Source organism: Catenuloplanes niger (genome assembly GCF_031458255.1).
In the GTDB taxonomy this organism is placed as follows: domain Bacteria; phylum Actinomycetota; class Actinomycetes; order Mycobacteriales; family Micromonosporaceae; genus Catenuloplanes; species Catenuloplanes niger.
This window is the reverse complement of record NZ_JAVDYC010000001.1, coordinates 6,023,352-6,047,171: the sequence shown is the minus strand read 5'-3', so window position 1 is coordinate 6,047,171 and position 23,820 is coordinate 6,023,352. Positions and strand designations below refer to the sequence as shown.

Here is a 23,820-nt window from a genome sequence, read left to right as displayed (position 1 = left end):
GCTGATCACGCGTCTGCCGCATCACAGCCGCCTTCGGCTCGCCACGCAGCCGCCGCACCGCTCGCGCCTTTGGCCAGCCCCGCAGCCGCCGCACCACAGCCGCCTTCAGCCCGCCAGGCGCCTGCCGCGTCGTCGGGGCTCTTGGTCGGCCACGCGCCTGGAGCACCACAGCCACCTTCGACCAGCCAGAAGCCAGACGCACCACAGCCACCTTCGGTTCGCCACGCACCTGCCGCGCCGTCGGGGCTCTTGCCCGGCCACGCGCCTGGAGCACCACAGCCACCTTCGACCAGCCAGAAGCCAGCCGCACCACAGGTCTCCTTGGGTGATCGGACGCTTGCCGCACCACAGGCGCCTGCGAGCGACCGGATGCCTGCCGCACCGCAGGCGCCTACGGCTGGCCAGGTGAAAGCGGCTGGACCGTCGGTGTTCTCGCATGACCGCACGGCTGCTGCGCCGCAGGCGACCGCACGTCGCCACGCACCCGCTGCGCCGCAGGCGGCCGCACGTCGCCACGCACCCGCTGCGCCGCAGGTGCGCTTACGTGACCGCGCGCCCGTCGCGCCGCAAATTTCTCATGGCCGGGAACCTGTTACGCCGCAATAGCCGTCGCGCTACCACCCGCCGCGCTCCCTCAGATCCCATAGCGCGACCGCGCGCCCGCGCCACCGCAGGCGTCCTCGAGTGACCAACCGCCCGCCGCAGCCGGGACTGCCGGACGGCAATGCCGCACCGCCTCTTGCTCCCGATCGACACCGCGCACCGGAAACCATCACCGGCCGACCCGGCCACCAGCCGCGCCCCGCCACAGCCACAGCCACAGCCACAGCGAAGCAGTTCAGCAAACAGCGACGCAGCCGGGTGTCCGGCCCGGCTCCGCGCGCTAGCGCAGGCCGGCATCGATTATTCCGGATTCGCACCCGTCGGCAGCGACGCACAACTCGGCGGCCGTCGAAAAGTCTGGTCCGCCGTAAGCCGGTGCCAGAAAGACACGGGCGCGGAACGCTGTCCATATCGGCCGCCCGCGAAGCATCGACTAACGATGCCGCCCCGCAGCCGAAGCGATATTACGTCATGACCTTTCTTTCGCTCGCCGACGTCAGACCAGCGGCCAGCGGCCAGCGGCCAGCGGCCAGCGGCCAGCGGCCAGCGAAAATAATCGAAGTGCAGCAACGCCCGAATAAGAACGCACGAAAACCTGAGGGAGTCGCGAGAAGCAATTGACGTAACGCCGGAAAGCGCACTACGACTCACAGACCGCTGCAGTCGGATCTTCTCCGAAAGCTCTACGCGCGTGACATCCGTGAGCACCGGTTGAAACCGCCCCCGGGTGGCTCGGCGCCCGCGAGATCACGCAGGGCCTGGCCACGCCGGGGGCCACTGGATTCAGGAGTTTCTGGTGCGCAGGCGCGGGAGGATTTCCTTGCCGTAGACGTCGATGAAACGGGACTGGTCGGGGCCGGGGCCGTGGAAGACCAGGTGCTTGAAGCCCATGTCGATGTATTCCTGGATCTTCGCGACGTGCTCGTCCGGGTCGGTGGAGACGATGAAGCGCTTCGCGGAGCGTTCCACCGGGAGCGCGTCGGCCAGGCGTTCCATCTCGATCGGGTCCTCGACGCCGGTTTTCTCGTCGGAGGACAGTGCGAGGGCGGCCCAGTGGTGGGTGTCGTTGAGGGCGCGGTCGGCGTCGTGGTCGAAGGAGACCTTGACCTCGATCATCAGGTCCAGGTCGTCGAGGGTACGGCCGGCCTTGCCGGCGCCCTCGGTCAGCGCGGGCAGCAGCGTACCCGTGTAGAGGTCGTGGCCCTTGCCGCTGGTGGTGATGAAACCGTCGGCGACGCGGCCGGCCATCCTGGTCGCGGCCGGGCCGGACGCGCCGATGTAGAGCGGCACCGGCGTCTCCGGCTTGTCGTAGACGGTGGCCTTCTCGGTGCGGTAGTACGTGCCCTCGAAGTCGACGCGGTCCTCGGCCCACAGCTGCTTGATCAGCGTGACGGCCTCCTTGAGGCGGGCGAAGCGCTCCTTCGGCTCCGGCCAGGCGGTGCCGAGCGGGACCTCGTTGAGCGACTCGCCGCTGCCCACGCCGAGGATCACCCGGCCCGGTGCGATCAGGCCGAGCGTGGCGAACGCCTGCGCGATCATCGCGGGGTGGTAGCGGAACGTCGGCGTCAGCACGCTGGTGCCGATCGTGACGCGGCTGGTCCGGGCCAGCGCGGCGCCCAGCCAGGGCAGCGCGGCCGGGGCGTGGCCGTGCGTGTGCCGCCACGGCTGGAGGTGGTCGCTGATGAAGACGGAGTCGAAACCGGACTCCTCCGCCTGGACCGTGAAGTCGAGCAGTTCCGTCGGGCTGAACTGCTCGGCGGAAGCCTTGTATCCGAACCGCACCATCGCGCTCTCCTTGTCGGGCCGTCAGCCTCGATCTTGCCGCACGTTCCGGTTTCCCCGGGAACGCACGGAGCGAACGTCACAGATCCAGACGGCAGCCGAGTCCGTCGATGACCGCGTCCGCGTGCTCGTCGTCGAGCCAGACGCCGCCGGTCGCGAGGTAGCGGAAGTGGTAACGGCCGGGGGCGAGCGGAAGGCTCACGGATCGGATACCGCCGCGCCGCGGCACCAGCTCGTGGCGTCCCGGCTCCCAGCCGTTGAAACAGCCGACCACGCTGACCGTACCGCCGGGGTGGTCCGCGGGCAGGCAGAACGTGACCCTGGTCTTACCGCCGAACAATCTGCTGCGCTTGATCACGCATGGCCCCCCGTCTGGCTCGCTTCCTTTCAAAGATCAACGAGCCAGACGGGGGTACGAAATCAGGCGACCTTCTTGAACGTCGGAAGCTTGGCGGCCAGCTCGGTCAGCGCGGGCGTGTAGCCCTGGTAGCTGTACTGCGCCTCCGAGTACCAGTCGACGATCTGGCCCGCCTTGACGGCCGGGAGCTGCGCCCAGGCCGGCTGAGTCTTGATCAGCTCGGCGCTCGGCAGCGCCTGCGTCCGCGCGTCGTAGAGGATCACGTCGACCGGGTACTTGGCCGCGTTCTCCCAGCTCAGCGACTCCCACCAGGCGCCCTCGCTGTCCGGCTTGGTCGGCACCGTCAACGGCACGCCCTGCGCGAGGTAGTGCGACAGGTCCGGGCTGTACTTCGGGATGGACATGTAGAGCGTGTCCTTGCTCCCGGAGAACGCGGCGACGCGCAGCCCGGCGGCGGTGGCGGCGGCAGCGGCGGTCTTCAGGGCCGCGTCCGCGGTGTTGAACGCGGCCTTCGCGGCGGTGATCTCCGGCGTGTTGATGTCCGCGCCGAGCTTGCCGGCCAACTCCTCGTAGAAGCCGATCGCCTTGGGCAGCGCGACCTCGGTCAGCTGGATGCCGAGCGTGGGCGCGATCTGCTCGATCTGCGGCTCGGTCTCCTCCGGCACGTACCAGAGCAGCTTCGGGTCGTACATGCAGCTGACCAGCAGTTCCGGCGCGAGCGACAGGTACTTCTCCACGTTGAACTCGCCGAAGACGTTGCCCACGGACGTCACGGCCGCGAGGTCGACGCTGCCGGCCTGCGGGTCCTTGGTGCCGTCCGCCTTCGTGGACGGGCCGAAGATGCCGATCGGCCGGATGCCGAAGTCCCACAGCGCGGCGGCCGCGCCCACCTGGGCGACGATCTTCGTGGGCACCTTCGGCAGCGAGATCTGCTTGCCGCGGCCGTCGGTGTAGGTGAACGGGCCCGCGGCGGCGGCGCTGCCGGACGCGGACGGGGTGGCGTCATCAGAGCCGCCACAGGCGGCGAGAACGGCGGTCGCGCCGAGGCCGAACGCTCCGGTCAGGAGGCTTCGGCGGGAAGTACGGGCACCAAGGACGTGTCGCATGGGAGGTAAGGCTAGCCTTCCCTCAGTAAATGTGAAACGCAGGGTCTTTCAACAGGGAGTCATCGGTGCGAAAACGCCTTGCCGGCCTCCTGCTCGTCGTCGTGTTGTTGCTGGTCACGGTGGCGCTGAGCATCGCGGTCGGCAGCCGCTTCATCCCGCTCGGCGACGTACTCGACGCGCTCGGCGGCAGCGGTGACCCGGACGACGTGCTGACCGTCCGGGAGATGCGCATCCCGCGTACCGTGCTCGGGATCGTCGCGGGTGCGGCGCTCGGCCTGTCCGGTGCGCTCATGCAGTCACTCACCCGCAACCCGCTCGCCGACCCCGGCATCTTCGGCATCAACCTCGGCGCCGCGGCCGGCGTGGTACTGGCGATCACGATCTTCGGCATCACCGCCCCGGCCGGGTACGTCTGGTTCGCGTTCCTCGGCTCGGTGCTCGCCATGCTGGTCGTCTACGGCGCCAGCGCCGGGCGGGCCGGCACCAACCCGGCCCGGCTCGCACTGGCCGGCATCGCGGTGCAGTTCGCGCTGGCCGGCGTGGTGCAGGCGCTGCAGCTCTCGGACCGGGGCGCGCTCGACCAGATGCGGTTCTGGGTGGTCGGCTCGCTGGCCAACCGGGAGACCGACACGCTGTGGAGCCTGGCACCGTTCTTCGTCGGCGGCATCCTGCTCAGCCTGGTCCTGGCGCGCAGCCTGAACGCGCTCGCGCTCGGCGACGACACCGCCCGCGCGCTCGGCGCCGGCGTCGGCACCACCCGCGTCCTGGTCCTGGTCGCGGTCACCGTGCTGTGCGGTGCCGCCACGGCCGCGTGCGGGCCGCTCGCGTTCGTCGGGCTGATGGTGCCGCACATCGTCCGGTCGTTCACCGGACCCGATCAACGATGGGTGCTGCCGTTCAGCATGCTGCTGGCGCCGGTGGTGCTGCTCGGCGCGGACGTGCTGGGCCGCGTGCTGGCCCGGCCGTCCGAGCTGCAGGTCGGAATCGTCATGGACGTCATCGGGGGGATCGTGTTCATCGCCATCGTCCGCGCGCGCCGGGTGGTGCACCTGTGACCACGACATCGTCCTCGGCCCGGGTCGGCAACGCGTTCCGCACCGTACCCCCGCGATCGTTTCTGATCACTCTGGGCATGGCCGTCGCGCTCCTGGTCGCGGCCGGGTTCACGCTGACCACCGGCGACTTCGCGGTGCCGGTCGGCGACGTGGTGACCGCCGTCGTCGGGCAGGCGCCGCCGGCCGCCGAGTTCGTGGTCAACACGCTGCGGCTGCCGCGCCTGCTGGTCGCGATCCTGGCCGGTGCCGGGCTCGGCGTGGCCGGCGCGGTCATGCAGAGCCTCAGCCGCAACCCGCTGGGCAGCCCCGACATGATCGGCTTCTCGATGGGCGCGGCCACCGGCGGCATCGCGGCGATCCTGCTCACCGCGAGCGGTACGGTCGGCACGTCGATCGGCGCGGTCGTCGGCGGCTTCGTCACCGCGCTGGTCATCCTGCTGCTGGTCGGCCGGCACGGACTGAACGGATATCGCCTGGTGCTGGTCGGCGTCGGCATCTCCACCGTGCTGATGGCCGTCAACGGATACCTGCTCACCCGCGCCATCCTCGGCGACGCCCAGCGCGCGATCGCCTGGCAGGTCGGCAACCTCTCCGGACGCAACTGGGAACACGTGACGCTGCTGGCGATCGCGGTCGCCGTACTCGTACCGTTGGTCCTGGCCTTCAACCGCCGGATGTCCATGCTGGAGCTCGGCGACGACACCGCCACCGCGCTCGGCGTCGGCGTACTCGCCACCCGGCTGGTACCGCTGCTCGCCTCGATCGGCCTGGTCGCGGCCGCCATCTCGATGGCCGGCCCGATCCCGTTCGTGGCACTCGCCGGGCCGCACCTGGCCCGCCGCCTCACCCGGCACCCCGGCCCGAACGTGTTGCCCGCGGCCATGATGGGCGCGCTGCTCACGGTCGCGTCCGACTTCGCGGCCCAGCACGCGCTGCCCGTCCAGCTGCCGGTCGGCATCGTGACCAGCGTGATCGGCGGCGTCTACCTGGTGGCGCTGCTCATCGTCCAACGCCGCAGCCGCCGGGCCTGAACGGTCCCGTCGCCGTGGCGGTCGCTCCCGCGGCCTCCGCCACGGCGACGGGAGCCCGCCCGCCGCGAAATCCGCCCGCCCGTGCGGATGCCCCGCGAACGATTCGAACCGCTGCACGATCCCGGGCGATTCCCGGCCGGATGCCAAGCGGCCGGTTCCCGGTGGTCTCGCCCGAAGACCACGCGGTCGGTTCCACCGCTGCGCGATCGGCTCCGCCCGTCCGCAAGCCACGCGGATGGTTCCCACCGCCCCCGCCCGAACACCACGCAGCCGGTTCCGCCGCTGCGCGATCGGCGCCGGCCGTCCTCAAGCCACGCGGGTGGTTCCCACCGCTCCCGCCCGAACACCACGCGGCCGGTTCCGCCGCTGCACGATCGACGCCGCCCACCCGCATACCGCGTGGGCGGTTCCGGCCGCTCCCGGCGAATGCCGCGCGGATGGTTCCGGCCGCCGCACGATCGACGCCGCCCACCCGCATACCGCGCGGGCGGTTCCGGCCGCTCCTGCCCGAACACCACGCGAGCGGTTCCGCCGCTGCACTGTCGGAACCGCCACCCGCATACCGCGCGGGCGGTTCCAGCCGCCCCGCCCGAACGCCATGCGACCGGTTCCGCCGCTGCGCGATCGGCGCCGGCCGTCCGCGTACCGCGCGGGTGGTTCCGCGGGGTCGGGGACGCGATGCGGCGGTCCGGAGTCGGCGAAATCCGTGCGGAGAGTCATCGCATCGTGCCAGCTCTGCACATATCGACGCGCATCAACTGCAAAAGGCCGCCGGCGGGCGCTAGGCTGAAACCGGACCGAACCGGGCGCAGCTCGAACCAATCGCGCACCGGCCGGAGTCGCTTGTCCGGATTTGCCGCAATAAATCTGCAAATCCAATGCATTGACCCTTATCTCTGACGCTGCCTACGGTGGGGCCAGAAGGTTTCGGAGTCGTTAACGCAACGGGCTATCGGCCCATGACTCCGAGATCGGAAATATCGCCCCATGGCGCGGTGCCGGGGCAGGCAGAAGCCCCGGCCGCGTCAGGCGGTGGCCCTATTGCACCCGAACCGCCCGGATCGGCCGCGCCCACGGCCACCCAGGGTCACCGCCTCCCGTCGAGGGGAGTCCACCCCGGACACCCCACCGAAGGAGGAACGGCACATGCAGGACAACTCTCCGGCCCGGCACCGCTCGTCGCGGCGCCGCGCCCTTCCGCTCGCGATCGGCGCCGGCCTCACGGCCGCCGTACTCGTGGCCGGCATGGGCGCGATCGCCAACGCGGCGGAGACCCCGCAGGCCGACGCCGGCACGGGCACCCTCGCGGCTCCCGCCCTGGTCGGCTGGGCGACGCAGAACGGTGGCACGACCGGCGGCGGCAACGCCTCCCCGATCACCGTCACGTCCTCGTCCGCCCTGATCAGCGCGATGCAGTCGAGCAGTGCCGCGGTCATCAACGTGTCCGGCACGATCTCGATCAGCGGCATGCAGAAGGTCGCCTCGAACAAGACGATCCGCGGTGTCGGGTCGAACGCGACGATCACCGGCGGTGGCCTGAACATCGCCAACGCCACAAACGTGATCATCCAGAACCTGAACTTCCGGAACGCGTCCGACGACTCGATCAACGTGCAGTACTCGACGAACGTCTGGCTCGACCACCTCGACATGGCGAACGGCTACGACGGGCTGCTCGACATCAAGCGGACCAGCAACTTCATCACCGTGTCGTACGTGCACAGCCACGACCACGACAAGAACATGCTGCTCGGCCACAGCGACGACAACTCCGCCGAGGACACCGGCAAGCTGAAGGTGACGTACCACCACAACTGGTTCGACGGCACCGGTCAGCGCAACCCGCGGGTCCGCTTCGGCAACCCGGTGCACGTGTTCAACAACTACTACAGCAACATCGGTGACTACGGCGTCGCGTCCACCGAGAACGCGGGCGTGCTCGTCGAGTGCAACTACTTCGAGAACGTCGAGGACCCGTACCACCTGGGTGAGGGCTCGTCCGACGCGGGCTCGCTGGTGGCGCGCAACAACCACAAGGTCAACTCCGGCGCCGGTCAGACCGGCGGCAGCGTCGCCTCGATCCCCTACTCCTACACCTGTGACACGCCCAGCTCGGTGAAGTCCATCGTCACCGCGCAGGCCGGCACCGGCAAGATCTAGATCCAGAGCCTTCGGGGGTACGGGTTCCGCCCGTACCCCCGTTCGCCGTGTCCGTCGCCGCCGTCGTTACGGCAGCGACGCCGCGATCTCCGCGATCGAGCGGCGGCGGCCGGTGTAGAACGGCACCTCCTCGCGGACGTGCCGCCGTGCGCCGGACGCGCGCAGGTCGCGCATCAGGTCCACGATCCGGTGCAGCTCGTCCGCCTCGAACGCCAGCATCCACTCGTAGTCGCCCAGCGCGAACGACGCGACCGTGTTGGCCCGCACGTCCGGGTAGCCGCGCGCCATCTGCCCGTGCTCACGCAGCAGGTCGCGCCGCTCCTCGTCGGGCAGCAGGTACCACTCGTAGGAGCGCACGAACGGGTAGACGCAGAGGTACGGCCGGGCCTCCTCGCCGGCCAGGAACGCCGGGATGTGGCTGCGGTTGAACTCGGCCGGCCGGTGCAGCGCCATCTGCGACCAGACCGGGCTCAGGTGCCGGCCGAGCGCGGTGCGGCGGAACAGCGAGTAGGCCTCCTGCAGCGCGTCGCTCGACTCCGCGTGCCACCAGATCATCAGGTCGGCGTCCGCACGCAGACCGGACACGTCGTACGTGCCCCGGATCACCACGCCCTTCGCCTCGAGTTGCTCGAAGAGCACGTCCACCTCGGCGCCCAGATCGTCGCGCAGCGCCGGCAGCAACGTCTCGGCCCTGAACACCGACCACATCGTGTACCGGATGCTCGCGTTCAGTTCCTTGATCCGCGCCGCGTTCGTCTGCTCGCTCATGCGTTCTCCCTGCTCCTGTCGCTTGCCTGCACAACGTCTGCCACTTCGTCGGCCGCGCTCTCCCCGGACCGCACGCAGAGCGGGATGCCCACGCCGTCGTAGGCCGCGCCCGCCAGCACAATGGTCGGATGCGCGGCCCGCAGAGTTTCCCGGGCCGACGTGATCCGTGCCCGGTGGCCCGGCGCGTACTGCGGCAACGCCCCGCCCCACCGCTGCACGATCGAGTCGACCGGTGCCGGCAGCGCGCCGCCCAGCAACCGCGACAACTCCGCGTGCGCGGTCGTCACCAGCTCCGCGTCGTCCCGCTGCAGCAGATGCTCCTCGCCGTAGCGTCCCACCGACGTGCGCACCTGCACCACGCCGTCCGCCCGCCGTAGATGCGGCCACTTCACGCCGAAGAACGTCGCCGCCTTGATCAGCAGCCCTTCGACCGGCGGAATCAACAGCCCCGACAGGTGCGGCAGCTCCGCCGCCGGCAACGCCATGTTGATCAGCGCGATGCTCGCGTAGTCCAACCCGCCGACCACGCCCGAGACGCTCGCGTCCACGCCGCCCAGCAGCCGTGCCGCCGCCTTCGCCGGCACCGCCAGCACGACCGCGTCCACCCGGTGGCGCTCCGCCGCGGCACTCGAGTTCGCCGCCCCGACGGTCAGCACCCAGCCACCGTCACCGGCGCGTTCCAGCGCCCGCACCGGCAGCCCCAGCCGCACCTCCGCCTTAGCCGCGTCCGCCACCGCCTCGACCAGCCGACTCAGCCCACCGTCCACAGTGGCGAAGATCGGCGCCGCCCCGGCCCGCCCGGTGGCACCGTGCGCGGTCCCGGCCGGCGCACCTCCCGCTCGCGCACCACCCACCTGCGCGGCGGCGGACGCGTCCTCCGACTGCGCGGCATCCGTCTGTGCGACCGCTGCCCGCGCCGCGGCTCCGGTCCGCGTGACGTCCGTCTGCGCGGCGTCCGTCAGTGCGACCGCTGCCCGCGCCGCGGCCCGCGTGACATCCGTCTGCGCGCTTCCCGTCTCCGCGGCGGCCCGCCGGTCTCCCGGCTGGGCGGCGGCGACCTGCGCTACTCCGGCCTGGGCGGCGGCGGTCTGCGCTGCTCCGGCCGGTGCGGCGGCGCCGGCGGCTCGGGCGCGTGCCGCGGCGGCCTTGGCCGCCTTCACCGCGGCGGTCAGGGTGTGCTCGGTGCGTGCCGCGCGGGCCAGTCCCGGCACCGTCATGTCCAGGGACAGTTCGTCGGCGCGGCCCGCGTAGACGCCGCCCAGCAGCGGATCGACCAGCCGGTCCACCACCTCGTCGCCGAACCGGCGCCGGGTCAGCGCGCCGATCGCCACGTCCTCGCCGTCGCCCAGCAGCGGCCGGCCCTGATCCGGGTCGCGGCCCTCGACGACCCGGGCCACGGACGCGACCTGCGCCGCGTCCTCCGGCACGCCCATCAGCGTCCCACCGGGGATGCCGGTCAGCACGCCGCCGATCACCAGCGCGGCCTGTGTCGTCCCGGGATGCACCAGCCGATCGCCCAGACCGGCCCGCCGGGCCAGCGACACCGCGGCCGACTCGCCACCCGCCGGATCACCCGCCAGGAAGGTCTCCGCCCCCAGCTCCTGCACGCCACCGGCCAGCTCACCGGTCCGCAACTTCCCGCCGAGCGCGGCACCCTGCTCGAAGATCGTGATCGTCGCGTCGGGCCCCAGCCGCTCCCGCAGCCGCAACGCCGCCGCAACCCCCGCGATGCCGCCCCCGACCACCGCAACCCGCTCGTTGCCCATGCTCACCAGCCTGCCACCTCCCCTCGGTCACTCACCGGGCCGGGTGGCCCATCTCCCACATGACCTTCGCCCTCCCGGCCACCGGTGCCCGGCCCCCGACCACGCCGCCCGCGCACCCCGGCCGCCACACCCACTCGTCACCCACGAACGCGCCTCACCGGCACCGCGGCGCACCGCGCCCGTCGCCCAGCACCCAGCACCGCGCCAGGCCACCAACATCGCAGCGCGCCTTACCCGGCAACCAACACCGCGCCGCACCGGGCCGGGTCGGGTCGGAACCGCGGACCCTCTTGCTCCGGCACATCCCGCACCGCACCGCGTGGCCAACCACCGACCTCTCCTGCCTGACACAGCCCGCACAACGCCGAACCGTGTGGCCAACCACCGATCCCCTCCTGCCTCGACACAGCCCACAACCCTCGACACAGCCCACAACGCGCCGGAGCGAGCGGTCGACCACGAATCCACCTTGCCCGGCACCACCCGCACCGGGCCAGGCCTGTGGACAACCGCGAATTACCGTGACCGATCGGACCGCGCCGAACACTGTGCTCGCGGCACCGGCCGACGGCGGTGGTCCGGGCCGGCGGCACGGAAGCGGCCGGCGGCCGGTGCCCGCACGGAGGTCGTGCCGCTCTTGGCCGGCGGCACCGGCTCCGCGGCGGGGAGCGAACGGAGCGCCAGCGAAGTTGAGTGGACCGCCCGGTTGGCCCGCGGGAGCATGCGGGCCGCACCCCGCCGGAAGCGGGAAAATCGGGGTTGAGGTCGCCCGGTCCGGCTCGGTGCTCGCGGGTCCGTGCGGGCCGGACCACGCCGGAACGTAGAGAACCGACCACGCCGGGAACGGGGAGAGCAGCGGCGTTCGCGGTCAGGCGAGGCGGTGGAACGCGCTCGCGTGGAAGATCAGCGGTGGGCGGTCCGGCATGGTGGCGACCGCGCGCAGGCGGAGCACGACGATCTCGTGGTCGCCGGCCGGGACCCGCTGGGTGACCTCGCACTCCAGCCAGGCGGTGGCGCCCTCGACGAAGACCGCGCCGGTGCCGGTGGCGGCCCAGGGGACGCCGGCGAAGCGGTCGGTGCGGCCGCGGGTGGCGAGGCGGCGGCAGATGTCCGCCTGGTCCTCGCTGAGCACGCTCAGGCCGAGGCGTGACCGGTCCGCGAGGCGTGCCCAGGTGGCGGACTTGACGTGCGCGTTCACCGAGACCAGCGGCGGGTCGAGCGAGACGGACGTGAACGAGCTGGCCGACATGCCGGCCGGTTCGCCGTCGACGAGTGCCGCGACCGCGACGACGCCGCTGGGGAACCGGGAGAACGCGGCACGCAGCGCCGGCTCGTCCTCGGGGACCCGCGGCAGCTCGACCATGGCCGCGGTTACCGCGCGGAGGCCGTGTGGACCAGCTCGACGACGCGGGTGAGCACGTCCGGGTCGGTGTCCGGCAGCACGCCGTGGCCCAGGTTGAAGACGTGCCCGGGAGCGGCGCGGCCCTCGCCGAGGATGCGGCGCACGTGCTGTTCGACGACCGGCCACGGTGCGAAGAGGACGGCCGGGTCGAGGTTGCCCTGCACGGCCTTGCCGGCGCCGACCTGCGTCACGGCGACGTCCAGCGGGGTTCGCCAGTCCACCCCGACCACGTCCGCCCCGGCCTCGCCCATCGCGCCGAGCAGCAGCGCGGTGCCGACGCCGAAGTGGATGCGGGGCACGCCCGCGTCGGCCAGCCCGGACAGCACCTTGCGCGAGTGGGGCAGCACGTAGTGGCGGTAGTCGGCCTCGGACAGCGCCCCGGCCCACGAGTCGAAGAGCTGGACCGCGGAGACACCGGCCGCGATCTGCACCCGGAGGAACTCGTGCGTGATGTCCGCGAGCCGGTCCAGCAGCGCGTTCCACAGGTCGGGCGCGCCGTACATCATCGCCTTGGTGCGGGTGTACGTGCGCGACGGCCCGCCCTCGATCAGGTAGCTGGCCAGCGTGAACGGCGCGCCCGCGAACCCGATCAGCGGCGTCGCGCCGAGCTCGGCGGTGAGCAGCCGGACCGCCTCGTCCACGAACGAGACGTCGTCGATCGTGATCGGCCGTAGCCGCTCCACGTCGGCGGCGGTGCGGATCGGCTCGGCGATCACCGGGCCGGTGCCCGCGACGATGTCGAGATCGATGCCGGCGGCCGCGATCGGGACCACGATGTCGCTGAAGAAGATCGCCGCGTCCACGCCGTGCCGGCGGACCGGTTGCAGCGTGATCTCCGCCACCAGCTCGGGCCGGCGGCAGGACTCCAGCATCGGGATGCCCTCACGGACCTTGCGGTACTCCGGGAGCGACCGGCCGGCCTGGCGCATGAACCACACGGGCGTGTGCGGCACCGCACCGCCCCGGGCCGCGCGCACGAACGCGGAGTCTGCGGTGGCCGGGACCTGGGAGGAGGCGCGGGCGGCGCCCGATGCTGTGGTCGTCATCCCCTCCATGCTCGCACGCCTCCGACAACCGGTTCCGCCACACCTGACGGTTCGTCGCGGCGGGGCCCGTCCGTTGCCGGGACCGCGCACAACGGACGGCCGCGACACGATCGACGCCGATGGCCCCGGCGCGCCGGGTGCCGAACGCGTAAGGCCCGCGCTTAGGCTGCGGACATGGCACCCTCGACCGTTCTCCCGGAGACGTTCGCGCGTGCCGTAGCCGGCCTGCGCGCCGCCACCCCCCGCCCGGAGATCCTGCTGGAGGAGGTCACCGCTCCACAGCGGCTGGCTCCTTACGCGTTCGCGTTGAGCGCCACGGTGCTGCGCGACGGCGACGAGGTGGCGACCGGCCGTCTCGTCCTGCTGTACGACCCGGCCGGCCACGAGGCATGGCAGGGCCGGTTGCGGCTGGTCAGCTACGTGACCGCGGAGCTCGAACCGGAGCTGGCCGCGGATCCGCTGCTCCCGGCCGTGGCCTGGACCTGGCTCACGGACGCGCTGGAGAGTCACGGCGCCGGGCACGCCGCGCTGGCCGGCACGGTCACGCAGACCACCTCCACCCGGTTCGGTGACCTGGCCGGGCCACCGGCCACGGCGGACATCGAGCTGCGGGCGTCCTGGACCCCGCTCGACGACTCGGAACACGCGCTCACCGGCCACCTCCTCGGCTGGTGCGCGTTGCTCTCCTCGACGGCCGGCCTGCCGCCGCCGGGCGTGACCGCGATCTCCCCGTTCGGCCGCTGATGCGCTTTCCGACGCGCCGACGCAGGCGCAGCGACGGGTTAACGTCCGGCAACCCGTAGGGTTACAAGGTGACCGACGAATCACCCCTGCACCGTCGGGACACGCAACGCCAGGCAGGGGACGGACCGCACAACCCAGCCGACGACCGCCCGGCGGCGGAGTCAGACGTGAGGCCCGACCCCTCCCCCGGCGGGGCGGTCCCTTTGCTCGTGCCCCGAGACGGCACGCCGAAGCCCGTGGAGAGCGGTAAGGAACTGGACGACGCCGTCGCCCGGTTCGCCGCCGGCAGCGGGCCCGTCGCGGTCGACGCGGAGCGCGCCTCCGGATACCGCTACAGCCAGCGGGCCTACCTGGTGCAGCTGCGCCGGGCCGGCGCGGGAACCGTGCTGATCGATCCGCTGCCCCTCGGTGACCTGCGTGCGCTGGACGCGGCGATCGCCGACGCGGAGTGGGTCCTGCACGCCGCGAACCAGGACCTTCCCTGCCTGGCCGAGTTGGGCCTGCGTCCACGGCGGCTGTTCGACACCGAGCTCGCGGCCCGCCTGGGCGGGTACGAGCGGGTCGGCCTGGCCGCGCTCACCGAATCGCTGCTCGGCTACTCGCTGGAGAAACATCACTCGGCGGCGGACTGGTCGAGCCGGCCGCTGCCCGAGTCGTGGCTCACCTACGCGGCGCTCGACGTGGAGATGCTGACCGACCTTCGCGACGTGCTCGCCGAGGAGCTGCAGCGCCAGGGCAAGGCCGAGTGGGCGGCGGAGGAGTTCGCCGCGCTGGTCGCCTCCGGTGGGCAGCCGCCGAAGGTGCGGACCGACCCGTGGCGGCGCACCTCCGGCATCCACCGGATCCGGGGCCAGCGTGCCCAGGCGCGGGTGCGGGCGCTCTGGTACGCCCGGGACGCCGTCGCCTCCCGCCGGGACTCCGCTCCGGGCCGGGTGCTGCCGGACGCCGCGATCGTCGCGGCGGCCGAGCTGGACCCGCAGGACGAGCGCACGCTGCTCACCGTGCCCGGCTTCGGCGGGCGCTCGGTGCGCCGGCTGGCCAAGACCTGGCTGGAGGCGTTGCGCGAGGCCAGGGCGCTGCCCGACGCGGAGCTGCCGGTCTCGCCGCCGATGGAGGGTCCGCCGCCACCGCATCGGTGGGCCGATCGGGACCCGGCCGCCGCGTCCCGGCTGGCTCGCTGCCGTGAGGTGGTGCTGCAGGTCGCGGCCCAGCACAACCTGCCGCCGGAGAACCTGATCTCGCCGGACTCGATCCGCCGGCTGGCGTGGACGCCACCGGAGGAGATCACCGTCGCGACGGTCGGCGACACGCTGCGCGGCTACAACGCCCGCAACTGGCAGGTGAACCTGCTGGCCAACGGCCTGGCGGAGGCGCTGCCGGCACAGGAGTGAGCGACGCGGCTTCCTCGCGAAATCATGCGGCGGCCCAGGTGTGGGCTGGACCATAGGGGCGTCGGCCTGCGACCCTTGGTTACCGGCGAGTAGCATTGCCGCACACGTCATGATTTCGCGAGGAGGCCCGCTGTGCCCCGTCAAGTTCGGGACGTCGTCTTTGTCGACGGTGTCCGCACTCCGTTCGGCAAGGCGGGTGGCATGTACGCCGACACCCGCGCCGACGACCTCGTGATCCGCTGCATCCGGGAGCTGATGGCCCGTAACCCACAGCTGCCGCCGGACCGGGTCGAGGAGGTCGCGATCGCGGCCACCACCCAGATCGGCGACCAGGGCCTCACCATCGGGCGCACGGCCGCGCTGCTGGCCGGCCTGCCGAAGAGCACGCCCGGCTTCTCCATCGACCGGATGTGCGCCGGCGCGATGACCGCGGTGACGTCCGTGGCCGGCGGCATCGCCATGGGCGCCTACGACGTGGCGATCGCCGGCGGCGTGGAGCACATGGGCCGCCACCCGATGGGCGAGGGCGTCGACCCGAACCCGCGGATCCTCGCGGAGAAGCTCGTCGACCCGTCCGCCCTGGTGATGGGTTCGACCGCGGAGAACCTGCACGACCGCGCGCCGCAGATCACCAAGGAGCGCGCGGACGCGTTCGCGTTGGCCTCGCAGATCAAGACGGCCAAGGCGTACGCGAACGGCAAGCTGCAGCCCGACCTGGTCACCATGGCCGTGCGCGACCCGGCCACCGGCTGGGGCCTGGCCAGCACGGACGAGGCGCCGCGCGAGACCAGCCTGGAGAAGCTGGCCACGCTGAAGACGCCGTTCCGCCCGCACGGCAAGGTCACCGCCGGTAACGCGGCGGGCCTCAACGACGGCGCCACCGCCGGGCTGATCGCGGCCGAGGACGTCGCCCGTGAGCTGGGCCTGCCGGTCGCGATGCGGCTGGTCTCCTACGCGTACGTCGGGGTCGAGCCCGAGGTGATGGGCGTCGGCCCGATCCCGGCGACCGAGAAGGCGCTGCGCAAGGCCGGCCTGGGCATCGAGGACATCGGCCTGTTCGAGCTGAACGAGGCGTTCGCGGTGCAGGTGCTGGCGTTCCTCGACCACTTCGGCATCGCGGACGACGACCCGCGCGTGAACCCGTGGGGCGGCGCGATCTCGGTCGGCCACCCGCTGGCCTCCTCCGGCGTCCGGCTGATGACCCAGCTGGCCCGCCAGTTCGCCGAGAACCCGCAGGTCCGGTACGGCATCACCGCCATGTGCATCGGCATCGGCATGGGCGGCTCGGTCATCTGGGAGAACCCCGCCTGGGAGGGTGAGAAGTAAATGACGGAGATCTCCTTTCCCTCCGAGGTCGTGACGAAGTCGCTGCTGCGGCTGGTCCGGGTGCCGGGCGTCGACCGTCAGGTCGCGCTGATCACGCTGGACAACGGCTTCGACCACAAGAAGCCCAACACGTTCGGCCCGGGCGGGCTGGCGTCGCTGTCGGAGGCGATCGACCAGGCGCTCGCGGCGGAGCCGGCGTTCATCGCGATCACCGGCAAGCCGTACGTCTTCTGCGTCGGCGCGGACCTCACCGGCGTGCCGCTGCTCGAGACGCACGCGCAGGCGCTGGAACTGGGCCGGCTCGGCCACCGCGTGTTCGCGCGGCTGAAGGACAGCACGATCCCGACGTTCGCGTTCATCAACGGCGCGGCGATGGGCGGCGGCCTGGAGCTGGCGCTGCACTGCCACTACCGGACGCTCTCGTCCGGTGCCGCCGCGCTCGCGCTGCCCGAGGTATCGCTGGGCCTGGTCCCGGGCTGGGGCGGCACCCAGCTGCTGCCGAACCTGATCGGCCCGGCGAACGCGGCCACGGTGATCATCCAGAACCCGCTGACGCAGAACCGCATGCTCAAGCCGAAGCAGGCGGCCGAGATGGGCATCGCGGACCTGCTGCTGGAGCCCGCCGACTTCCTGGAGCGGTCGCTGGCCTGGGCCGCGGGCGTGGTCGGCGGCTCGATCACGGTCGAGCGTCCCGAGGTCGACCGTGACTCGTGGGACGGCGTGCTCTACTTCGCGAAGGCGATGCTGGACAAGCGCCTGCACGGCGCGGTCCCGGCCGCGAACCGGGCGCTGGAGCTGATCGGCGTCGCGAAGGGCGCCTCGTTCGCGGAGGGCACCGCGCTGGAGGACCAGGCGCTCGCCGACCTGATCTTCAGTGACGAGCTGCGCAGCGGTCTCTACGCCTTCGACCTGGTGCAGCGCCGCGCGAAGAAGCCGGTCGGTGCGCCGTCGCCGGTGCACGCGAAGGACGTCACCAAGGTGGGCGTGGTCGGCGCCGGCCTGATGGCGTCGCAGCTGGCCCTGCTGTTCGCGCGCCGGCTGCAGGTCCCGGTCGTGATGACGGATCTCGACCAGGAGCGCGTCGACAAGGGCGTCGGGTACGTACACGCCGAGATCGACAAGGCGGTCGGCAAGGGCCGGATGGACGCCGGCACCGCGGCGAAGGTGCGCGCGCTGGTCACCGGCTCGGTCGACCGGTCGGTCTTCGCGGACGCCGACCTCGTCATCGAGGCGGTCTTCGAGGAGCTGTCCGTCAAGAAGCAGGTCTGGGCGGAGCTGGAGAAGATCGTCTCTCCGGAGGCGGTGCTGGCCACGAACACGTCCTCGCTGTCCGTCACCGAGATGGCCGCGGACCTGGAACACCCGGAGCGGGTGGTCGGCTTCCACTTCTTCAACCCGGTCGCGGTGCTGCCGCTGCTGGAGATCATCCGAGGCGAGCAGACCTCGGACGCGGCGCTCGCCACCGCGTTCGCGGTCGGCAAGCAGCTGCGGAAGAGCTGCGTGCTGGTCAAGGACGCGCCCGCGTTCGTCGCCAACCGGGTGCTGGTCCGCTTCCTGTCGGAGATCCAGTCGGCGATCGACGCCGGCACGCCGCTGGAGGTCGCGGACTCCGCGATCGACCCGCTGGGCCTGCCGATGCGGCCGCTGGCGCTGCTGCAGCTGGTCGGGCCGGCCATCGCCTACCACGTGACGGAGACGCTGCACGCGGCGTTCCCGGACCGGTTCCCGCTCAGCGCGAACCTCAAGGCGCTCGCCGACGCCCGCCTGCCGCTGCTGGTGGACGACGAGATCAACCCGGCGGTCACCGCGTTGCTGACCGTCGGCGACACACCGCTCTCCGCGGACGAGGTACGTCAGAAGGTCCTCGACGGTCTCGCCCAGGAGATCCGCACCCTGCTCGACGAGGGCGTGGTCGCGGAGGCGCAGGACGTCGACCTGTGCATGATCCTGGGCGCCGGCTGGCCGTTCCACCTCGGCGGCATCACGCCGTACCTGGACCGCACCGGCACGTCCGAGTCGGTCACCGGCCGGCGATTCCTGCCGAAGGGCACGGCCTCGCTCGCCTGACGCACGGTTCTCCGGCCGCCCGCCCCCACGCCACCGGCGAGGAGGCGGGCGGCCGTCGTTCGGCGCCCCACGCAAGGCTCCACGATGGAACGGAAGGTAACGATTTCCGCCTTCGTCAAGAGCGACACGCCGAACGTTCCGGAGATACTCGGTCAGGAAACATTCCCGGTTCAGGATGTCTGCGACATAATCACGGATCTTGTCGCCGACGAATGGAGCGATACCGGTGACCCTCCCCCAGCTTCTCCGCATCCGCTGGGCCGTTCGCGCAACCCTGCTGCTGGGTGTCGCCGCCTCGGTGGTCGCCAACGTTCTGCATGCCGTCGACAATCCGATCAGCCAAACCATCGCCGCCTGGCCTCCCTTCGCTCTGCTGCTCACGGTGGAACTGATCTCGCGCGTCCCCGTCCATCGGAAGTCGCTCGCGTTCATCCGGATGGTCGCGACGGCGGCCATCGCCGGCATCGCGGCCTGGATCTCCTACTGGCACATGGCCGGCGTAGCCGCCAAGTACGGCGAGACGGGCGCCAGCGCCTACCTGCTGCCGATCTCGGTGGACGGCCTGATCGTGGTCGCCTCCATCTGCCTGATCGAGTTGGGCGGCCGCATCACCGAGGCCCAGGCCGCCAAGCGGGCCGCCGCCGAGGCCGCCGCGCTGACGACCGGCGAGCCGGCCACCGGGCCGGCCGGGCCGGCCGTCCGGGTCGCGCCGGACGACATCGCACCGGACCGGACCCGCACGCGCGCCGCCGGCCCGGTCGCCGCGGATCACCGGCCGGCCACGTCGCCGGTCACCCAATCCGACTCCGGCGAGGAGTGGTTCGGTGACCAGGGCCGTCTCACCGACGACGACGTGCCCGGCATCGCCGCCCTGGTGCCGCGCCCGCTGGGCACCGCCGGCGCCAGCTCGCAGTTCGCCGACGCCACGCACGAACAGGGGTACGCCACCGACGAGTACCGCCTGGTGGACGCGGCCGACCGCCGGCACACCGCCGACCGCCTCGCCGCCGGTGGCGCGATGGCCGTGGCCGCCGGCGCACGCCGCGACCGGGACCCGCTGACCACCACCGGCTCCCAGCCGATGCTCGCCTCCGACGTGGCCGCCGCCGTGGAGGCCGCACTCAGCGGCCGCCCGGTCGCCCGGGGCGTGCGCGGCGGCGCCAGCCCGCGCAGCCGCGCGAGCATCTCCGTGGCCAGCGGATCGCTCGCCGGCCGGGCCGCCGTGCCGGACGACGGGACCACCGGCGGGCTCGACGCCGAATCCGCCGCCGAGCCCGCCGCTCCCGCATCCGGTGCCACAGTGCCCAGCGGGGCCGCGTCCGGCGCCACCGTGCCCGGCGGGGCCACGTCCCGTGCCAGCGTGCCCGGCAGGACGACAAGCGGTGCCGCCGTGTCCGGCAGGACGACAACCGGTGCCGCCGTATCCGGCAGGACGACAACCGGTGCCGCCGTATCCGGCAGGGCTATGTCCGGCGGTGTCACGCCGGGCGATGCTCGTGCGGACGAAACAGCTCATCAGCTGCCGCGCGTGCCTGCGCCGCGCACCGGGACCGCCGCGACCCGCAGCCCGGCCCGCACCTCGGCCGCGGCCTCGGCCACCCGGCAGACGACCACCGGCCGGATCACCGATCGCACCGGCACCGACCGCGGCACGGGCTCCGGCCCGGACGGCGACGGCGCCGCACCGGGTGGCGCGGCTGCCACGACACCGAACGGCACCGGCACGACGCGCCCGCGCCGATCCGCCGCCGAGACCGCCGCGCTGGCCGCCGACATAGAGGCCCGCAACCCCGGCATCTCCGAGGCCGCCGTGGCCGATGAGCTCGGCATCACCACCCGCCGCCTCCGCGAGGTCCGGCGCGCGACCGACACGCTGCCCGCCTGACCGGCCCCGCCGCCGACTCCAGCGCCACCGGCCGCACCGGCCGCCGCAACGGTGCGGCCGGGACCGGCCACACCGGCCGCCTCGGCAGCATCGGTCGGGCTCAGCCACTCCACTCGTAACGGCAACACCGGCAAGACGACCGCAGCGCCGCTGAGACCGACCGCACCCGCCGCCTCGGCAACAGTGGTCCGATCCGGCCACTGCCGTCGCGACCACAACACCGGCGGGACCACCACGCCGGTCAGGGCGGTAGTACCGGCAGGGCCGGTCAATCCGTTCGCCGCGGCCGTATCGGTGAAGCGAACCATGCCCGTGACCGCAGCCACGTCGGTGAGGCTGACCACGCCGAGCGCCACGGCACCCGTGGTGGGGCTTCGGCCACGGAACGGACAAGGTCGGTCCGGCGCTGGGACAGGTTCCGGCCGAGACGGCGGCCGGCTCGTGGCAGCCGGTCCCGGACCCGTGAGTGGCATCAGCCTCATGGGCGGCACCGAATCCGTCGGCAGGCTCGCATCCGCAAACCGCACCGGGCCCATGGGCCACATCGGGCCCGTAGGCCACACCAGGACCGCGAGCCGCGTCAGGACCATGAGCCGCGTCAGGACCACGAGCCGCACCAGGCCTGCCGGCCGCACCGCACCCGCCAACCGCACGTAGCCCGCCCGCGTCGGGCCCGCCGACCGCAACGGACGCGCCAACCACATCAACCACGCCGGCCGCGTCGGGCTCGCGGGCGGTGGACCTACGGGGTGAGTGCGCCGCACGACGGAGAACAGCGGCGGGGATGGCGCCGCCACCCGTGCCGCCGGAGCGCCTCCGCCACCTGGTCAGCGACATCACACGGTCGCTCCAGCACGTCCGCGTCGACATAGCGCAACACCCTTCCCTGTAACGTCTCGGCGAGCTCCGTGACCGCCGGGGACGGCGTGGCCGGAGCGGTCTTCTCGGCCGGCTGCTCGTCGCCGAGGTGCACGCTGGTGCCGAACGCCGGGTAGAGGACCACCCCGGCGCCCCACTCGTCGGCCGGCGTCTCGCGCATCGACCGGGCGCCGCACGGCCATCGCTCACCCTCCGGAAGCCCGTGTGCGCGCTCCACGTCGCGCAGGTAGCGCAGCTCCGGCAGCGAGCGGCAGCCGGTCCCGACGTCGCGCAGCGCGGCCATCAGCTCGGCCCGCCACCGCACCCGCAGGCGGGACTGCAAGGCGAGGAGCAGCCGCTCCGGCGAGGTCGCCAACCGGCCGCAGGCGATCGCGACCCAGCCGAGCGCCTCGTCCAGGTCGGCCGCGACCTCCCACAGGTCGAGGACCGCCTCCTCGGCGCGGGTCACCGGCGGGGACCGGGTGGGATGGCGGATCCAGGCCGCGCGCCGGGACCGGTGGATCACGACCCCGGACATCCGCTGCGGGTGTCGGCCCGCCGGGACCGTGATGTGGATCGGGCCGAGGCCGCCGGCGGTCAGGCCGAGGATCTCGGCCGCCGAGTAGTGGCTGAGCATGGCACCGCTGCCGGCCGCCAACACCGCGGCCCACAGCTCGGCCACGCGGCTGAGCTGGCCGGGTGAGGTCGCGTAGACGCCGTTGGCGAGGCGCCGCCAACGGCCCTCGATCAGCTGCTTCTCGATCCCCGACCGGGTGTAGCCGCCGGCGAGCGCCTGCCAGCGTGCGACCACGCCGCGCTGCCGTTTGACCCATCCATCGAACACGCCTTATACGCTGCCGTCCGCCACCGGCCCGTCACCAGACCTGTGGATAACCGCCGGACAACGTGACCGATCGGCCGCCGGCGAGGCCCCGTCCGCCGGCCTTCACCGACGCCGGCGGTGCACGGTGCGAGGCAACCGCGAACGGCGCGGCCTGGGAAAACGCCGCGACCGCATGGGTTGGGGTGACCACCCACGGCACAGACAGGAAGGCCGGCCAACGGCCGACCGGTGCCCGCGGGAGCATGCGGACCGCCACCACGCCGGAAGCGGGAACATCAGCTTCGTGCGGGAAATGGAGCCGAAGCGGAACGCGATCAACGAACGGGTGATGCGTCCGGCACGCCGGTTACCCGCCCCAGCGGCACCGCCGGCAACAACGATCAGCGGGCACCCGTGAACCAGCGACACCGGGACACCGGGACACCGGGACACGCATCGGCTGGACCAACCGAACGGCCCCAGGCCAACCGGGCCGGACGGCGTGACCCGCTACACCGCGCCCGGCAGTGTCACCGTCACCTCGAGGCCGCCGCCGTGCTGCGCCACCGCGCCCACCGTCGCCCCGTGCGCCTCGCACACCGCGTTCACGATCGACAGCCCCAGACCGCTGCCGCGGGCCCCGGTCCGCTCGCGTCCACCGCGCCGGAACGGCTCGAACAACCCCGGTACGTCGGCCTGGTCGACCTCGAACCCGGTGTTGCCCACCACGAGCCGCACCACGCCGGGCGCCGGCACGTCGGTCCGGACCCACAGGCGTCCGTGCAGGTGGTTGTAGCGGACCGCGTTCTCGATCAGGTTGCCGGCCAGCCGCTCCAGCAGCCCCGGATCGCCCACCACCACGGCCGGCCGCAGGTCGGTCGCGACGTCCAGTTTCAGCCGGGCCATCTCGTTCTTCTGCGCGGACAGCGCCGCGTGCACACCGTCGGTGATGTCGAACGGCACCTTCCGGGCGAGTCGCCGCCCCGACTGCGCCTCGCTGCGGGCCAGAATGAGCAGCGCGTCGACCAGCCCGTTCGCGCGTTCGGAGGCGTCGCGGACCACCATCGCCATCCGGCGGTACTCCTGGATGTCCGCCTCGTCGTCGCTCAGCGTGACGTCGATCTCGGTCCGCATGACCGCGAGCGGCGTGCGCAGCTCGTGCGACGCGTTCGCCACGAAGCGTTTCTGCGACTCGAACGACTCGGTGAGCCGGTCCAGCATCGCATCGAACGTGGCGGCCAGCTCAGCGACCTCGTCGTTCGCGCCGGAGTAGCGGATCCGCTGGTCCAGCGTCTCGCCGCCGAGCCGCCGGGCCGTCGCGGTGACCTGGTGCAGCGGGCGCAGCGCCCGCCCGGCGACCACGTACGCGCCGGCGATCCCGGCGACGCCGATCGCGATCAGCGCGAGCAGGCCCTTGGCCAGCAGCTCGGCCCGCGCGCCGGCGACCATCCGGTCCTGCCAGACCTCCACCGGGAGGCGGCTGCCGTCGGCGAGCGCCACCTGGGTGCCGGGCAGCAGCGAGTCGGCCGGGTGCAGCACGTTGTCGATCAGCATCCAGGCCAGGACCAGCATGATCGCGCCGGCGCCGACCAGCAGGATCCCGTTCAGCACGGTCAGCCGGAGCCGCAGCGTGGGTCGCATCAGCGGGC

General features: G+C 72.5%; 17 protein-coding genes. 8 read left to right on the top strand and 9 right to left on the bottom strand.

Annotation, left to right across the window (positions count from 1 at the left end):
• Positions 1 to 1,386: 1,386 nt before the first annotated feature.
• From fgd to J2S44_RS26895, 3 genes are all read right to left on the bottom strand, one after another.
• Positions 1,387 to 2,388, bottom strand: coding sequence for a glucose-6-phosphate dehydrogenase (coenzyme-F420) (gene fgd, locus J2S44_RS26905; RefSeq protein ID WP_310419592.1), 1,002 nt, complete (start codon positions 2,386 to 2,388; stop codon positions 1,387 to 1,389).
• Positions 2,389 to 2,464: 76 nt separating this feature from the next.
• On the bottom strand, positions 2,465 to 2,743 hold the full coding sequence (locus tag J2S44_RS26900; RefSeq protein ID WP_310419589.1) for an isoamylase early set domain-containing protein: 279 nt from the start codon (positions 2,741 to 2,743) through the stop codon (positions 2,465 to 2,467).
• Positions 2,744 to 2,805: 62 nt separating this feature from the next.
• Positions 2,806 to 3,849, bottom strand: a complete 1,044-nt coding sequence (locus J2S44_RS26895) for an ABC transporter substrate-binding protein (RefSeq protein WP_310419586.1) — start codon at positions 3,847 to 3,849, stop codon at positions 2,806 to 2,808.
• A gap of 65 nt (positions 3,850 to 3,914) precedes the next feature.
• On the opposite strand from J2S44_RS26895, the gene J2S44_RS26890 reads away from it, so the two are divergent.
• The 3 genes from J2S44_RS26890 to J2S44_RS26880 all read left to right on the top strand — a co-directional run bounded on the left by J2S44_RS26890 (position 3,915) and on the right by J2S44_RS26880 (position 8,095).
• Positions 3,915 to 4,904, top strand: a complete 990-nt coding sequence (locus J2S44_RS26890) for a FecCD family ABC transporter permease (protein WP_310419583.1) — start codon at positions 3,915 to 3,917, stop codon at positions 4,902 to 4,904.
• Positions 4,901 to 5,935 (top strand): FecCD family ABC transporter permease, encoded by a 1,035-nt coding sequence (locus tag J2S44_RS26885; RefSeq protein ID WP_310419581.1) that lies wholly within the window; start codon positions 4,901 to 4,903, stop codon positions 5,933 to 5,935. The genes J2S44_RS26890 and J2S44_RS26885 overlap by 4 nt, the downstream gene beginning before the upstream one ends.
• Positions 5,936 to 7,081: 1,146 nt before the next feature.
• Positions 7,082 to 8,095 (top strand): pectate lyase family protein, encoded by a 1,014-nt coding sequence (locus J2S44_RS26880; RefSeq protein ID WP_310419578.1) that lies wholly within the window; start codon positions 7,082 to 7,084, stop codon positions 8,093 to 8,095.
• 66 nt (positions 8,096 to 8,161) lie between these two features.
• On the opposite strand, the gene hemQ is transcribed toward J2S44_RS26880, so the two are convergent.
• The 4 genes from hemQ to hemE all read right to left on the bottom strand — a co-directional run bounded on the left by hemQ (position 8,162) and on the right by hemE (position 13,077).
• Complete coding sequence (gene hemQ, locus J2S44_RS26875) at positions 8,162 to 8,863, bottom strand: hydrogen peroxide-dependent heme synthase (protein WP_310419575.1); 702 nt, start codon at positions 8,861 to 8,863, stop codon at positions 8,162 to 8,164.
• Positions 8,860 to 10,629, bottom strand: a complete 1,770-nt coding sequence (hemG, locus tag J2S44_RS26870; protein WP_310419572.1) for a protoporphyrinogen oxidase — start codon at positions 10,627 to 10,629, stop codon at positions 8,860 to 8,862. Before hemG ends, hemQ begins: the two co-directional genes overlap by 4 nt.
• A gap of 868 nt (positions 10,630 to 11,497) precedes the next feature.
• Positions 11,498 to 11,992: a flavin reductase family protein gene (locus J2S44_RS26865; RefSeq protein ID WP_310419569.1), complete on the bottom strand. Its 495-nt coding sequence runs from the start codon at positions 11,990 to 11,992 to the stop codon at positions 11,498 to 11,500.
• An 8-nt stretch (positions 11,993 to 12,000) separates the two neighbouring features.
• Complete coding sequence (gene hemE / locus J2S44_RS26860; RefSeq protein WP_310419566.1) at positions 12,001 to 13,077, bottom strand: uroporphyrinogen decarboxylase; 1,077 nt, start codon at positions 13,075 to 13,077, stop codon at positions 12,001 to 12,003.
• A 174-nt stretch (positions 13,078 to 13,251) separates the two neighbouring features.
• On the opposite strand from hemE, the gene J2S44_RS26855 reads away from it, so the two are divergent.
• The 5 genes from J2S44_RS26855 (at position 13,252) to J2S44_RS42970 (ending at position 20,490) form a co-directional block, all read left to right on the top strand.
• Entirely contained in the window at positions 13,252 to 13,821 is a 570-nt protein-coding gene (locus J2S44_RS26855) for a DUF3000 domain-containing protein (RefSeq protein WP_310419564.1), read from the top strand.
• 68 nt (positions 13,822 to 13,889) lie between these two features.
• On the top strand, positions 13,890 to 15,212 hold the full coding sequence (locus tag J2S44_RS26850) for an HRDC domain-containing protein (RefSeq protein ID WP_374727910.1): 1,323 nt from the start codon (positions 13,890 to 13,892) through the stop codon (positions 15,210 to 15,212).
• 132 nt (positions 15,213 to 15,344) lie between these two features.
• Positions 15,345 to 16,538, top strand: a complete 1,194-nt coding sequence (locus J2S44_RS26845) for a thiolase family protein (protein ID WP_310419558.1) — start codon at positions 15,345 to 15,347, stop codon at positions 16,536 to 16,538.
• Entirely contained in the window at positions 16,539 to 18,605 is a 2,067-nt protein-coding gene (locus J2S44_RS26840) for a 3-hydroxyacyl-CoA dehydrogenase NAD-binding domain-containing protein (protein ID WP_310419555.1), read from the top strand.
• 226 nt (positions 18,606 to 18,831) lie between these two features.
• Positions 18,832 to 20,490, top strand: a complete 1,659-nt coding sequence (locus tag J2S44_RS42970) for a DUF2637 domain-containing protein (protein ID WP_374727909.1) — start codon at positions 18,832 to 18,834, stop codon at positions 20,488 to 20,490.
• A 742-nt stretch (positions 20,491 to 21,232) separates the two neighbouring features.
• On the opposite strand, the gene J2S44_RS26830 is transcribed toward J2S44_RS42970, so the two are convergent.
• Complete coding sequence (locus J2S44_RS26830) at positions 21,233 to 22,192, bottom strand: hypothetical protein (protein WP_310419552.1); 960 nt, start codon at positions 22,190 to 22,192, stop codon at positions 21,233 to 21,235.
• 489 nt (positions 22,193 to 22,681) lie between these two features.
• A complete protein-coding gene (locus J2S44_RS26825) occupies positions 22,682 to 23,812 on the bottom strand; it encodes a sensor histidine kinase (RefSeq protein ID WP_310419549.1) in 1,131 nt (376 codons plus the stop codon).
• Positions 23,813 to 23,820 lie beyond the last annotated feature (8 nt).

Bases quoted from the DNA above. Each gene is read 5' to 3' on its own strand.
- fgd (WP_310419592.1), bottom strand. From the start codon at position 2,388: ATGGTGCGGTTCGGATACAAGGCTTCCGCCGAGCAGTTCAGCCCGACG.
- J2S44_RS26895 (WP_310419586.1), bottom strand. From the start codon at position 3,849: ATGCGACACGTCCTTGGTGCCCGTACTTCCCGCCGAAGCCTCCTGACC.
- J2S44_RS26880 (WP_310419578.1), top strand. From the start codon at position 7,082: ATGCAGGACAACTCTCCGGCCCGGCACCGCTCGTCGCGGCGCCGCGCC.
- hemQ (WP_310419575.1), bottom strand. From the start codon at position 8,863: ATGAGCGAGCAGACGAACGCGGCGCGGATCAAGGAACTGAACGCGAGC.
- hemG (WP_310419572.1), bottom strand. From the start codon at position 10,629: ATGGGCAACGAGCGGGTTGCGGTGGTCGGGGGCGGCATCGCGGGGGTT.
- J2S44_RS26865 (WP_310419569.1), bottom strand. From the start codon at position 11,992: ATGGTCGAGCTGCCGCGGGTCCCCGAGGACGAGCCGGCGCTGCGTGCC.
- hemE (WP_310419566.1), bottom strand. From the start codon at position 13,077: ATGACGACCACAGCATCGGGCGCCGCCCGCGCCTCCTCCCAGGTCCCG.
- J2S44_RS26855 (WP_310419564.1), top strand. From the start codon at position 13,252: ATGGCACCCTCGACCGTTCTCCCGGAGACGTTCGCGCGTGCCGTAGCC.
- J2S44_RS26840 (WP_310419555.1), top strand. From the start codon at position 16,539: ATGACGGAGATCTCCTTTCCCTCCGAGGTCGTGACGAAGTCGCTGCTG.
- J2S44_RS26825 (WP_310419549.1), bottom strand. From the start codon at position 23,812: ATGCGACCCACGCTGCGGCTCCGGCTGACCGTGCTGAACGGGATCCTG.